We start from the raw sequence: 12,485 nt of genomic DNA, 5'->3' as shown, positions 1-12,485 counted from the left end.
CGACGCACCTGTGAGCTGGAGCGGGCGGCTCGCCGCCGCCTTGTAATCCTGTTACGACAGATGACGGGCGAAGAAGGTCCCCATCCGGCGCCGTACCTCAGCCAGTGTCACCGCAGGGTCGCCGGTACCGACGAGCGCGGTTCGCGCCGTCGCTGTCACGAGGCCGGAAGTCTGGAGTCGTGGGACGAGCGAGCCGTAGTCGGTGAACGCCCAGTGGTTCGCGTCGGGGAGTAGCACGCGGTGGCCGGGAAGGCCCGCCCAGGACGACTCGATCCGGGCGGCGCCGTCGAATCCGTCGGTGCGGAACAGCAGCAGCGGCTGGTCGAGGCCGGCCAGCGTCGGGTACAGGTCGAGATAGCCCTCCAGGTTCGCCACCGCGCCGACCCGGCGGTCGTCACGGGCCGCGTACACCGCCGCCGTGCCGCCTGCGGAGTGCCCGTACAACCCGATCCGGCGGGAGTCCATGACCGGGGCGAGCGGAAGGTCGCTGAGCCGGTCCAGGACGAGCCGGAGGTCCGCGATCCGGGTGTCCACCATCGTGCGGAAGGTTGCCGGGTCCGGTGGCCCGAACAGGACGGTCGTCCGCACCCCGGTCGGCAGCTCCACCTGGGAAGCGTCACCGGGGTGGTCGACGAGGACGACCACTCGCCCGTGGCTCGCCAGGTCCTCGGCGAGGGTGGTGCCGAGCGTGCGGGAGTCACCGCCGCCTGGTGAGTACATCAGCACCGGCCGTCGCCCGGGGAGCGGCGGCGCGCCCACGTGCCCGTGGGTGAGGATCGAACCCCAGTCCACCATTCCAGGCTGCGGCAGTCCGGGATGGATGTGGGGCGCGAGGCCGGCGAACTCTCTTGCCTCGGCTGGGGTGAGCTGAGGGGCCCGGGAGAACCCGTGTACCGATCGGGCCGGATACAGGACGGTCAGCATCAACTCCCGCACAACGCCCACCCATGGATCGGTCCGGGACGGGTCCGTCAGATGGACCGTCCGCATACCGACGGGGTACGGGCCGGCGGGTGCGGGCAGCCGGAGGACTGGGCCGCCACCGGATGCGGACGCAGCCGTGGGCAGCAGGGCGGCGGCACTCCCGAATAGGGTGCCCTTCAAAAGAGTGCGTCGAGAAGTCATACGAACATCCTTGGTGCGGGGCCGTCACGACGCGAAGGTTCAGGCCCTGGCCGAAAGGCTGGCCCAGGACGAGGAGCTGTGCGAGTGCTGCGAGTCCACTTCACCGCGGAGGACTTCGCCCATATCCGGTTCGCACCCCGCCCGGCGCCGCTCCAGGAACTGCACGCAGCCCTGACCACAGCCGTTACCCAGCGTGGCGGGCCGCTTTACGCGCCATGGCGCGGCCGCATCCTGCGCTCCCTCCCACCCGCAAGCAGCCCGCTCGCCGATCTGGTTCCCGCGGGCCGCCCGCCCTCCTTCCTCGACGTCATCGGCGACACCATGTCCGATGGCTTCGAACAAATCCGAGCCACCAGCCCCGGTCTCGTCCGAGTCGAGCTGGAGCGGGTCTACGGGGCGGCGCCCGCTCCTCGCTGGATCCGGGGCCTGCACGCGGGCGACGAGACCGCCTGGCACACCCTGCACCGCGCCCAGCAGGCCGCGTTCGAGACGGTCCTCGCCCCGGTCTGGTCCGTCGTGCAGGATCTGCACCGTGAGGAATTCACCCGCTACGCCCTGACGGTCGCCGAGCATGGCGTGGCAGCCGCCTTGACCGCCCTGGCCCCGGGCAGCCGGCTCCACGAGGGCGTGTGGGAATGGCCCGGCACAGCGCCGGACCGCGACGTCTGCCTCAATGGGCGTGGCCTGGTTCTGCTGCCCACCTTCCACCACCCGGCGGGCCCACTTCTCCAGGACACCCCGGGCCATCCCGCGGTCCTGACGTACCCGGCCGGTCCCGGGCTCCCGCCCACCGCGGGGGGCCCGGTCGTCTCCGCCGAGGCCCTTGCCGCGATCCTGGGCCGCACCCGGCTGGACGCCCTGCGCCTCCTAGCAGAACCTCACACCACGACATCCCTGGCCCGCGCTCTCCACGTCAGCAACGCGACGGCTTCGTCCCACGCGGCCGCGCTGAGATCGGCAGGCATGGCGACGACGACCCGCGCAGGCCGCTCGGTCACCCACCAGCGCACGGCCCTCGGCACGTTGGTTGCGGGCGCTTGGCCGCCGTAGTTCACCACAAGACGGAGCCAACGATCGCCACTCAGGTGAAGTATCTGACCACGTTCGCCGAGAAGGTCTTAGGGTGCCCGAGGGACACAGGCCGTTCAGGACCAACATGCCGACTACGCAGTTTCACTGACCGGCGCTTCACAGCGCCGGTCTTGATGCAGGAACCGCTCACATGACGCATCCTGAAAGAACAGATCCACAGCCGACGACGATGCACTTGTCAACTCATCCAGGTTGGATCGAGGTAGGCTTTTCCCAGCCCGGCAAGTGCGGTTGTCTCGGAATCTCAGAATCACCTCAGAGTCTGAGATTCCACCACATGGACCGATTCGACAGGGGCGAGCCATGGCAAGGCAACTCAAACTGTACAGCCTAGGCTGCCGCAAGACTGAAGACGCCACAGGAATGGACGACATCTACATCCGCGTCGATGGAGTCACCAGGTGGTCAGGCAGGATAACCGACGGGCAGACGGTAGACATCTCTAGCATCGACACCATAGTTTATGGCGATGACCAACAGGTCAATATAGAGATATACGAGCAGGACGTCGAAGGCGATGACTTCCTCGGATGGAATCCCGTAACAAATCAGACGCCCGGCATCCCGTTCTTCCTTCAATACAGTGTGGACGGGGCAGACTACACGATAAAAGCCGCCTTGCTGAAATAGCCGCCCCTGCTGGACAGGGTGCCATCCCAGCGGTTCTGGAGTTGCTGGACGATCCAGTCACTGACCTTTTCGCAGGCTTCTGCTCCGTCCAATTGCGTTTGAAAAGGCGCGGCAGCGTTAAAGTGCAGCGGAAAGGCGCAAGGAGGTTGCATGACCTTTTAGTCAGGCAGTTCTCACGACCTCTTCCCTATGTGATTGCGAGTGGGCAACTCTGTTACGCAATTCAACTTTGCATTATTCAATCAGGGCGTGCTGACGTAACGCCGTATTCCGTAGCCTCGATACTGTCAGCCTTGCGGGCGCGGGGGATTAGGCACTGTCTCCCATGAGGATCGGGAAGACTGCCGATTCTATCCCCGGGGCTAGCGGTGACGCGCGGCTTGTGACTATTTCCGATCCACCTTCGGTCTCGACCACCCAATGCATCCGACTGCCTTTTGTCGGATTTAGCAAAGGGGAATGGGACGTTGAATTCGCGACCGACATCCCCTCATTCCAGCTGGACAGTCGTCGGGGTTAAACGCTGTCCCGTAACTCGGCACAGAGGCCAGCGGATCGCCTCTTTCGGATCATCTCGTCCGGTTTTGTACTGACCCGCGGTTCCAACAGCTACCCGATCAACCAAGTCGAATCAGACAACGGCAAGCAGCTTTCGGAGTTACGGGACAGCGCTAACCAGTCTGTCCTGTCCGGGCCCGCAGAACGAACCGAACGGCGCAAAGCGCCTACGGTCAGTTAGAAAAGGAAGGCGGGGAAGCTCATGGCATCACCATCGCCAGGAGAAAGTGACGCAGAAAGAGATCTGAGGGAAGCAGAAGAAAGGTTGGCGGACATCCTTTCTCGCCGTGGTGGCGAGCTGCCGAAATTCGTCAGCCTCTTGGGGGCGGTGATCGCCGATGCCCCGGAAGAGGGGGGCAGTTCAGAATGGGACAAGCAAGCTGTGCTCGCTGCCCTCGACGAGGTAAAGAGACGCGAACAGGGTTGATTCTCGATGACGTTAGGGGATGAGCTGATTGAGCCCATCCCCTAATTGAGCCTCTTTCATCCTGTGCTGGAGGGTGAAATGGGCTGGTCAGTGGGGATGGTGACGAGGCAGGGCCCCTTGTCGTTGGCGTGGTGATTCCACTCATCACACCGGCGACCGAAGGGGCCCTGATTGGTTCCGTATCCTGCCACGCTCGACGTCCCGCATGAGCTCGTCGAGCATGTCGCCTGGCTGCTGCACGAACATCGCCGGGCCCGCAACACCCGCTGGCGCAAGCTCGGCTGCTTCCAGCAGGCGTTGCTCACCCTGGTGCACCTGCGGAAGAACGAGACGTTCTCGCAGCTCAGAGCCGGTTTCGGGATATCCCAGGCCACCGCCTGGCGGTACGTAGACGAGACCTTGGACGTACTGGCCGGCTGGGCGCCGGGCCTCCACGAAGCGCTCACCGGCCTCGGTGAAGGCGACCACGTCATCGTTGACGGCACCCTGATCCCCATCGACCGCATCTCCGCGAACGAGCCGTACTACTCCATGAAGCACCGCAAGCACGGCATGAACGTGCAGGTCATCGCCCGCCCCGACGGCACACCGCTCTGGTGCTCCCGCGCGACACCAGGCCGGACCCACGATCTGACCGCGGCCCGGGCCCATGGCATCGTCCAAGCGTGCCTGACTCGGCAGATCCTCGTTCTCGCGGACCGGGCCTATCAGGGCGCCGGGGCCACCTTCCGAACCCCCGACTACCACCACCGCGAACAGCCCGCTCACTACCAGCAGTTCAACCGCGACCACGCCCACCTCAGAGCCCCCGGCGAACGTGCCTTCGCGCAGTTGAAGTCCTGGCGACTGCTCCGCCGGGCCAGATGCTCCACCCGACGCATCAGCACCATCGTCCAGGCCGTCCACACCCTGTTGACCTGCAGCTATTCAGGATGAAAGTGCTCGATGAGGTATGGCGCTATGTACCCATCCCGCGCACTCTGGGCTGGCCTTTCAGGGAGCGTCGGAGAATCGCACGCGCACTGCGAGGAGGTCACCCGACGGATCCAGATCGGCGATCACCGGGAAGTAGCCGTCACCCCAGGTCGTCATCGCGCACAGCACTCGGGCATCACCGAGGTCCATGGATCCGGCCTCGACGTGCGAAGCACGTACCTCGCGCATGATCTGCCAGTGATGGGAGTGAGGCCGGAAGTCCACCGCCATGCGCCGTCCGGTCTCGTCCTTCCATCTCAACAGAGCGCGTGCCCTGTCCATGGCCTCCGCGATGGGCAGGCCAGTCCACCCGCGAACACCATCCTCGCCGGGCTCGCCCAGTTCGGGTGCGGCAAACGTGGCGGTCGCCTCGTCTGCCGCGGCACCCCAGAACGCCACATCGGCCAGGCCGTCCACCGGCTCATCGTGCTGCCAGATGTTCAAGGCGTCGACATCACCGAAAAGTACCCGTGCCCAGTCCACGCCGATGTCACCCAGGGAAACCGATGACGTCACCTGGCCCTCACCCATGCGGATCGAGATCTCGGACCAGTGTTCCCCGACACCGTCGCCGTGGTCGACCCGTGTAGCGAGCACGGGCAGGTGCCGGCCGCGGGGTACGCCGCCTACGGCAACGACGGGAACCCCGAACATCAAGAAGCTGCCACCGCCCTCTTCGCCCGTCCGGCGGGCCCTTTGGGCATGGGACTCCCGGATCGGCAGGGACTCCAGCCGGGCGTCGAGGCCGGCAGACCGGCGGTGACTGTTGAACGTCGCCTCGAACTCGGCAGCCTTCGAGGCCGGGATGTCATGGAGCCTGGAGCCCGGCTGCCGGCCAAAGGTCCGGACGGCTTCGGAAGCGTCCGGCCCGGTGACCATGAAGTCAATGGCGCCTGTGACGTCGGCGGCCATGGCAGCGTCCTCGATACCCAAGGAAGCCGGATCGATGTCTGCCGGCGACCGGTCCCCGCTCCACAGTCCCAGGTGGCCACCGTCAATGAGCACCAGGGTCCCGGACGGGCACATGATGGTCCCCAGCTCGAGTGTCTCTTCCATGGCGCGCGAGTCTACGACCCGCCGGCAAGTCGTCTGCAGGCGGATGGCTCCGCTGCTGGACGGCCACTGGGACTCTGCATCGCACAGCACGAGGTGTGCACGTTTCCGCGTACCGCCCTGTGCACTTGCACGCGGACGCCGACACCCTCCACCTGCTCGGCGCCGTCTCAGGCAGCAACGGCTCGTTCGGCGACCGCAGTTCATCTGCCGTCTGCGGCAGCTTGTCCGCGATCGCGCGGGCTTCCTCGATCCGCTGGTGGAACGTCATCACTGTCTTGAGGTTGTGCCGCGCGGCGTGCTCCAGGAGCGCGGTCTGCAGCAGGGCCAGTCGTCGGCCCTGCAGCGTCTCCTCTGACAGCCCGAGGACGGGCGAGGGGTCCCGGATTTCCAGCACGTCGGTCTCGAAGCCAGCCAAGATCCCCCGCTCGATGCTCTCCGACTGATGGGCGGCACGGTTTTTCATGGGCCGCGGCAGGGATGTTCGCCGTGTGGTGGGGCGTTGAGCTGGGCTGGCTGAGGGGGGTGTGGCGTGTACGCGGTGCAGGTCGATCTCGTATCCCAGGTGGTTGGCATGGCGTGTGTGTAGCGCTTGGAGGTCCTTGTGGAAGGCTTCCGTGGCCCGGCCGGACGTGCTGGTGATGGTCTGTTTTCGGGGTGGGGCTCATTGTCGTGGGGCGGTATTCGTGGAGGTGGTGTGCTGGCGCGGGGTGGAGTGGTCGCGGCTGGTCGTGTCCCGCGATGCGGCAGGGGGGAGGGGTTGTCGGGCTGGTCGGTGGGGACGGGCGCCGAGGTGCTGGCTGAGCCGTGGGCTGGTGAGTTCGGGTGGTCAGCGGATCCGACTCGTCGTCCGGCAGGGCCGGTCAACGATTGGTTACACCGTACACATCGTGTACGGTGTAACCACATCGATGATCGGAGGTTCTGATGTCCTACCCGACTGTTGCGCACGCGTTCGCCGCTTTGATGAACGGTCACGACCCTGATGCCGTGGACGGCTTCGTGGCCGAGGAGTACGTCAACCACAACCCCTACGTCGAGGACGGCCGGGAGGCCAACCGGGCTTTCTGGGGCCGCTGGTTCGCCGCCTTCCCCGACACCCGTGTGACCCTCGAGGACGTCATGGTCGACGGCAGCCGGGTGGCCGGCAGGTTCACCTACCGTGCGACCCATCTCGGGTCGCTGCTCGGGGAGGAGCCCACCGGCCGGCTGGTGGAGATGCGGTCGCTGGACATCTGGCGGGTACGGGACGACGGCATGGCGGTCGAGCACTGGGACGAGCTCAACACCGTCGAGTTCTTCACCCAGCTGGGCCTGCTGGCGCCGATGGACATGCCCGGTGAGCCCGCCGGACTGCGGAGCCGGGAAGAGGGCGACGCGGCATGACACCTCCCGAGCAGGGACCCAAGCCCTCTCCTTCCCGGCAGCGCCGGGAGCGGGAACGTGCCGAAGCGCGGGCCGAGATCCTGCAGGCCGCCCGTGAGATGGCCCGCGCCGATGGATGGGATTCGGTGAGCATGCGCCGCCTGGCCGACCGGATCGGCTATTCCGCCAACTACGCCTACCGCTACTTCAAGGGCCGCGACGACATCCTGCTGGCCTTCGTCAAGGACGGGTTCGTCCGGCTCGCCGCCGGCATGCGCTCGTCCGGTACCTCGGTCCAGGCCGCGGCGGCCGCCTACCTGGACTTCGCGCTCGACGAGCCGGACGTCTACCAGGTGATGTACGGCCTCGGCGGCGTCCACGTGCCCGCCGCCGAAACCGTCACCGAAGGCGCCGAGGTCGGCGCCGTGATCGCGGACGCCCTGGGAATCACCGACCCCCACGACGACCGCATCGCCCGCATCTGGGCCACCGCGCACGGCCTCGCCGCCCTGCACGCCATCCGCAAACTCCCCGTCGACCGCGCCCACCTGCACCGGCTGCTGGCGGCAAGCGTCGACGACCTGCTCCGCACCCCGCAGCTATCAGATGGAGGCGCCCGATGACCACAGCCCTCGACGTCCCCGGCCGGTGGACGGCCGACCACATTCCGGACCAGACCGGCCGCACGGTCGTGGTGACCGGTGCCAACAGCGGCCTGGGCTACGTCACCGCACGGGAACTCGCCCGCCACGGCGCCCACGTCATCCTCACCGCGCGAAACACGGACAAAGGCACAGCCGCACTGGACAGGCTCCGCGCAGAGCTCCCCGGATCCGCCGTGGAACTGCGCGCCCTGGACCTGGCCGACCTCGACTCGGTCCACGCTTTCACCGGCGCCCTCGACACACCCGTGGACGTACTCGTCAACAACGCGGGGATCATGATGCCGCCACGCTCCCTCACCAAGCAGGGCTTCGAGGCCCAGTTCGGCACCAACCACCTGGGGCACTTCGCTCTGACGGGCCTGCTGCTGGAGCGGCTGCGCGCCGGACGGGATCCGCGTGTGGTGACGGTCTCCTCGACCCTGCACAAGAACGGAGCCATCCACTTCGACGACCTCGACGGCCAACGCTCCTACACACCGCGCGGGTTCTACGCCCAGTCCAAGTACGCCAACGTGCTGTTCGGCCTGGAACTGGACCGGCGACTGCGTGCGAGCGCCGTCCCGGTCCGCAGCGTCCTGGCCCATCCCGGATACTCGGCCACGAACCTCCAGTCCTCCGGCCCGACCGGACTGCTCAAGGCGATCCTCAAGGTCACCAACCGGCTCGTCGCCCAGGACGTCGAGACGGGCGCGCTCAACCAGCTCTACGCGGCCGCTGCCCCGAACGCCCAGGGCGGCCAGTTCATCGGACCCGACGGACGCAACGAGGCCAAGGGGCACCCCACCCTCGTGCAGCCGGCCGAATCCGCCACCGACCCCGAAACGGCCCACCGCCTGTGGGACCTGTCGGAGCAGCTCACGGGAGTCCGATACGACTTCGCTCCGCACGGCGCCGCCGACTGACGGGCGCCGCGGATTCTTCGCCGGGTGGCGACAGGGGGCATTCACCAGTGCGCAGGGTGTTGAGCCGGGATGCCGCCGGTGCGTCGGACGCCCCCGACCGCAGAGGAACGCCAGCTGCGCCCGGACTGTTCCGCGGCCCAGGAGTAGCCCAGTTCGGCGAGGGCGGCCCGCTGTTTCGCACCCAGCCGGTCATGCCTGGCCTTCTGGTTGCTCAGGAACACCCCCAGTGTGATCGCCGTGCCGTCCGGAAGCTGCTCGATGTGTGCCCTTCCAACGACGGTTCTGCCTTCCCGTTCCCTGCTCCCCGCGCACGCGGGATGGCCCCCACGCCGCCGCAGCCAAGGTCATCTTGAAGACCTGCTGCCCGTACGTGCGGGGATGGCCCCATGCTGTGGGACGTTCCCGAGATCCAGCTCAGCTGCTCCCCGCGCCCGCGGGGATGGTCCTAGACCGCGAAGCGGTTAGGCCGTGTATCGAAAGTGGATCTTGGACTGTGCATGATCACGGTTCATGGGTCGGGGAAATCTCACAGACGAGCAATGGGCAACGCTGGAGCCATTGCTGCCGAGAGGGGCCAAGCCGGGGCGGCCACCGGTCTGGTTTCGACGGCAGCTGATCGACGGCATACGGGTCCGAGTCCGGACCGGTGTTCCGTGGCGGGACGTGCCGGCCGAGTACGGACCGTGGAACCGCGTCTACGACCTGTTTCGCCGATGGCAACGCAACGGCACCTGGCGCCGCATCCTCACTCGTCTTCAATTTCTAGCCGACGCGAAGGGAGCGATCGTGTGGGATTTGAACGTCGACTCCACGGTCTGCCGCGCCCACCAGCACGCGGCCGGCGCCCGAAGGCAGGCTGAGCTGCAGAAGGAACCATCGGGTGGTGTCCATGAAGAGCCCGGAGATCACGGACTGGGACGGTCACGTGGCGGTTTCACCACCAAGCTGCACCTGGCCGTCGAGCAGGGCCAAAGCCCATGGCGATCGTGGTGACCGCCGGGCAGCGCGGGGACTCACTGCAGTTCGAAACCGTCCCCGTCCTGGCAAAGGTCCGCGTGCCCCGCCTCGGGCCGGGCCGGCCACGCGTCCGCCCCCACCGGGTTCGTGCGGACAAGGCGTACGCCTCCCGTAAGAACCGTGCTTACCTGCGCCGCCGAGGGATCCGCTGCACCATTCCCGACAAGGCCGATCAGGCACGCAACCGCCGAAAGATCGGTTCCCGCGGTGGCCGGCCGCCGCGCTTCGACGCGGTCGACTACCGCGTGCGGCACGCGGTGGAGTGCGGGATCAACCGCCTCAAGAGGCATCGTGCTGTCGCTACGCGCTACGACAAACTCGCGGTCCGCCACGAGGCGACAGTCCTCGTCGCGGCCATCAACGAGTGGTTGTGACAAAGAGGTTTGGTACGGGCGCACACAAGGGGAACTCCCGGTCTTCCGTTGCGCGATCGCCCGTCTTTGCAGCACCGGGATTGCAGCCAGGAACGACGATACCCGAGCCCGGTCACCACACCGTCTCACGAATAAAGATCCACTTTCGATACGCGGCCTAACTTGATCTTTAGCCTGTGCGGTGAGGTCGTGGGGTCGTCGACTTCTTGTTCCCGGACGTGGCGGTGCCGGTTTTGCGGACTGTGTGGACGTCGTGTCGTGGGTCGGGTGTTCTTGCTGCCTGGTGGCCTGCCGGGGCCGGGGCGGGAGGGTTTCGGTGCACCGGCCGGGCAGGTGGCTGTCGGGCGGATGTGCCGAAGTCGCGGCGGACGCGGGCGGGCGTGAGACGTTCGACAGGTGCGGGTTTCTCCCCGGGCCGTCGCCGGTCAGCTGCCAGGGGTCGGGCGAGACGGAGTTGGGTGTAGGCGGCGAGGATCAGCCAGGTCCATCGGTCGGCTGCCTCTGGGGTGCGGATCTTCGGGCAGGTCCAGCCGAGGGCACGCCGAGACGTCCATGCTCGCCCTGCACCTGCTCCAGTTCGCGCTCGTGCACGTCAACACCCTGCTGGTGCAGCAGGTCCTGGCCGAACCGGCCTGGGCGAAGAAGCCGAACGACGAGGACCGGCGCGGCCTGACCGCGCTGTTCTGGTCGAACGTCAACCCGTACGGCACGTTCCGTCTCGACATGGACAAGCGCCTCGACCTGGGGACGGCTGCCGCCGTGCCCCGCCCCCGCACCCCGGTGGACACCGCCACCCGATCGACCATGCAGAAGCGATGAAGTACGGCCTCGGGAAACATCGGCACGGTCGTTTCCACCAAGAACGATCATGGAGGGAGTAGGTGCCGTAACGTGCCCGAGCGGTCGTGCTGCCGTTGAGACGAGGGCAGTCGGACCGCGGTGAGACGAGAAGGGGAGGGCGACGGATGGACCAGCAAGGAACCCTGCGGCAGGAGAACGCGCCGTGGGGGCTCGCGCGGATCGGGCAGAGGGAAGCGCTCGGGGCCGAGCCCTGGAGCTACACCTACCGCGGCTGACCCAGACGGTGCCCTCGACGAGGTCGGCGCACATGGCGCACACCGCCGGGCAGCGCCGCCGGGCCGCGCCGCCGGGGCGCCGGCGCTGTCTCGCGGGGAGATTTCGCCGCCTTGGTCTCCGTCGTTCCGTCGGCCCGCGTCACGGTGACTGAGGAGGCAGGGCTGACCGAGTAGGACCGCAGATCGTCCGGGGGCGCCCGGTGCTGCTGGCCCTTCTTTCCCCCGTGCAGGGGGATCTCGCTGTTCATGCGCGCAGAGTAGGCGAAGAGAGATCTGCTGCAGCCGCCTGGCTGTCGGGCGAGGCCGGACGTACCGTCCGGTTATGGACGACACTCCCGCCGACTCGGTCGGGGAACGCTGCTGCCTCTGGTGCGGCCAAGGCCCTGGGTCATGCCCCTTCCACCCCGGCCGCGCACGAGGATCGTGCGGTTCATTGCGGGCGCCGCTGGCTACGGCCCGGTCGTGCCGGTGGAGTTTCTGACTGATGAGCCACTGCTGAGCGGGGCGCCCACGGCTGGCCAAGTCCTAGTTGAAGATCATGAAATCGAATTCAACGCGAAGGGGCGTGTCCCAGACGACAGAAACCATCATGGAAACCTTGCCATCTCGTGCGATGGTGTTCATGCAGAAGATCGGTGCGGACCCCTGGATCGGCAAGCCGTTCTTGACTTCGAAGGCGGTCACGGCGATAAGGGAACTGCTTTTACACGGGGGCAGATTGAAGTCAAACCATTTTTGGTATGGGTTGAACGTACGAAAGTGTACTAGGAGGTCAACGGAGCTGGCGAGGACTCGTGGCTCCATCTGGGATTTTGATTCAGATCCCTTTGGGATGGGATCCACAGTGTCCAACTCGTCGTACATGAGGACTCCCTTGCCGCAGCACCGCCCCGACTAGGGAAAATAGGCTGCAGAGTCATGATCAATCTGAGCTCTGCGCGCAGATGTTCCATGCCCGAGCCGTGTCGAAATTTGTTGATGAAATCCGGTGATGTTCGGAACTCATTTTCTCGACTACCCCTTTCCTCAGGCTAGATCAAGGAAAGAGCGTCTGCCACCGGACCAGTCCCGACCGAACGGGCGCCACCTGTTAACTCCACGCTCGGGTTGTCGCTGGACGTACATGGCTCGTTAGACCTCGTTTCACTTGGTGAGTCGCCGGTAGTTGATGAGACTGGTGGCGATGGCCGTGAAGGCGAGGAAGTGCTCGGGCTTGCGCTCGTAGC

At 66.4% G+C, this 12,485-nt stretch carries 11 protein-coding genes and 3 pseudogenes; 9 read left to right on the top strand and 5 right to left on the bottom strand.

Annotated elements, in window-relative coordinates:
• Positions 1-51: 51 nt before the first annotated feature.
• On the bottom strand, positions 52-792 hold the full coding sequence (locus tag AB0E19_RS32695) for an acetylhydrolase (protein WP_362186681.1): 741 nt from the start codon (positions 790-792) through the stop codon (positions 52-54).
• A gap of 417 nt (positions 793-1,209) precedes the next feature.
• Between AB0E19_RS32695 and AB0E19_RS32690 the strand changes: the two genes are divergently transcribed.
• The 4 genes and pseudogenes from AB0E19_RS32690 (at position 1,210) to AB0E19_RS32675 (ending at position 4,768) form a co-directional block, all read left to right on the top strand.
• Positions 1,210-2,175 (top strand): winged helix-turn-helix domain-containing protein, encoded by a 966-nt coding sequence (locus AB0E19_RS32690; RefSeq protein ID WP_362186679.1) that lies wholly within the window; start codon positions 1,210-1,212, stop codon positions 2,173-2,175.
• A gap of 345 nt (positions 2,176-2,520) precedes the next feature.
• Complete coding sequence (locus tag AB0E19_RS32685) at positions 2,521-2,847, top strand: hypothetical protein (RefSeq protein WP_362186676.1); 327 nt, start codon at positions 2,521-2,523, stop codon at positions 2,845-2,847.
• 760 nt (positions 2,848-3,607) lie between these two features.
• Positions 3,608-3,832, top strand: a complete 225-nt coding sequence (locus tag AB0E19_RS32680; protein ID WP_362186673.1) for a hypothetical protein — start codon at positions 3,608-3,610, stop codon at positions 3,830-3,832.
• Between the two features lie 128 nt (positions 3,833-3,960).
• A pseudogene (locus tag AB0E19_RS32675) lies at positions 3,961-4,768 on the top strand (IS5 family transposase).
• 57 nt (positions 4,769-4,825) lie between these two features.
• On the opposite strand, the gene AB0E19_RS32670 reads toward AB0E19_RS32675, so the two are convergent.
• The gene (locus AB0E19_RS32670) at positions 4,826-5,863 is read right to left on the bottom strand and encodes a hypothetical protein (protein WP_362186670.1); all 1,038 of its coding nucleotides are present in this window, start codon (positions 5,861-5,863) and stop codon (positions 4,826-4,828) included.
• Between the two features lie 196 nt (positions 5,864-6,059).
• A pseudogene (locus tag AB0E19_RS32665) lies at positions 6,060-6,302 on the bottom strand (hypothetical protein); the annotation flags it as partial.
• Between the two features lie 485 nt (positions 6,303-6,787).
• Here AB0E19_RS32665 and AB0E19_RS32660 point away from each other — a divergent pair.
• The 4 genes from AB0E19_RS32660 to AB0E19_RS32645 all read left to right on the top strand — a co-directional run bounded on the left by AB0E19_RS32660 (position 6,788) and on the right by AB0E19_RS32645 (position 10,183).
• A complete protein-coding gene (locus AB0E19_RS32660) occupies positions 6,788-7,246 on the top strand; it encodes an ester cyclase (protein WP_362186667.1) in 459 nt (152 codons plus the stop codon).
• A complete protein-coding gene (locus AB0E19_RS32655) occupies positions 7,243-7,848 on the top strand; it encodes a TetR/AcrR family transcriptional regulator (RefSeq protein ID WP_362186664.1) in 606 nt (201 codons plus the stop codon). The genes AB0E19_RS32660 and AB0E19_RS32655 overlap by 4 nt, the downstream gene beginning before the upstream one ends.
• Positions 7,845-8,792: an oxidoreductase gene (locus tag AB0E19_RS32650; RefSeq protein WP_362186659.1), complete on the top strand. Its 948-nt coding sequence runs from the start codon at positions 7,845-7,847 to the stop codon at positions 8,790-8,792. Before AB0E19_RS32655 ends, AB0E19_RS32650 begins: the two co-directional genes overlap by 4 nt.
• A gap of 510 nt (positions 8,793-9,302) precedes the next feature.
• Positions 9,303-10,183, top strand: a protein-coding gene (locus AB0E19_RS32645) for an IS5 family transposase (protein ID WP_362186656.1) whose coding sequence is annotated in 2 segments (ribosomal slippage) — positions 9,303-9,756 and positions 9,756-10,183 — 882 coding nt in all. Because the reading frame shifts where the segments join, the coding sequence is not laid out codon by codon here.
• Positions 10,184-10,452: 269 nt separating this feature from the next.
• Here AB0E19_RS32645 and AB0E19_RS32640 read toward each other — a convergent pair.
• A pseudogene (locus AB0E19_RS32640) lies at positions 10,453-10,727 on the bottom strand (transposase); the annotation flags it as partial.
• A gap of 8 nt (positions 10,728-10,735) precedes the next feature.
• Here AB0E19_RS32640 and AB0E19_RS32635 point away from each other — a divergent pair.
• Positions 10,736-11,002: a Tn3 family transposase gene (locus AB0E19_RS32635; RefSeq protein WP_362186653.1), complete on the top strand. Its 267-nt coding sequence runs from the start codon at positions 10,736-10,738 to the stop codon at positions 11,000-11,002.
• Between the two features lie 782 nt (positions 11,003-11,784).
• Here the strand turns inward: AB0E19_RS32635 and AB0E19_RS32630 are convergent.
• The gene (locus AB0E19_RS32630; RefSeq protein ID WP_362186650.1) at positions 11,785-11,943 is read right to left on the bottom strand and encodes a hypothetical protein; all 159 of its coding nucleotides are present in this window, start codon (positions 11,941-11,943) and stop codon (positions 11,785-11,787) included.
• Positions 11,944-12,485 lie beyond the last annotated feature (542 nt).

Origin of the sequence: Streptomyces sp. NPDC047974 (assembly GCF_040653375.1) — a bacterium.
Taxonomy (GTDB): domain Bacteria; phylum Actinomycetota; class Actinomycetes; order Streptomycetales; family Streptomycetaceae; genus Streptomyces.
This window is presented reverse-complemented; position numbering and strand designations above follow the sequence as displayed.

Excerpts from the sequence above, each read along its gene's own strand:
- AB0E19_RS32685 (WP_362186676.1), top strand. The coding sequence starts at position 2,521 with ATGGCAAGGCAACTCAAACTGTACAGCCTAGGCTGCCGCAAGACTGAA.
- AB0E19_RS32680 (WP_362186673.1), top strand. The coding sequence starts at position 3,608 with ATGGCATCACCATCGCCAGGAGAAAGTGACGCAGAAAGAGATCTGAGG.
- AB0E19_RS32670 (WP_362186670.1), bottom strand. The coding sequence starts at position 5,863 with ATGGAAGAGACACTCGAGCTGGGGACCATCATGTGCCCGTCCGGGACC.
- AB0E19_RS32660 (WP_362186667.1), top strand. The coding sequence starts at position 6,788 with ATGTCCTACCCGACTGTTGCGCACGCGTTCGCCGCTTTGATGAACGGT.
- AB0E19_RS32655 (WP_362186664.1), top strand. The coding sequence starts at position 7,243 with ATGACACCTCCCGAGCAGGGACCCAAGCCCTCTCCTTCCCGGCAGCGC.
- AB0E19_RS32650 (WP_362186659.1), top strand. The coding sequence starts at position 7,845 with ATGACCACAGCCCTCGACGTCCCCGGCCGGTGGACGGCCGACCACATT.
- AB0E19_RS32635 (WP_362186653.1), top strand. The coding sequence starts at position 10,736 with ATGCTCGCCCTGCACCTGCTCCAGTTCGCGCTCGTGCACGTCAACACC.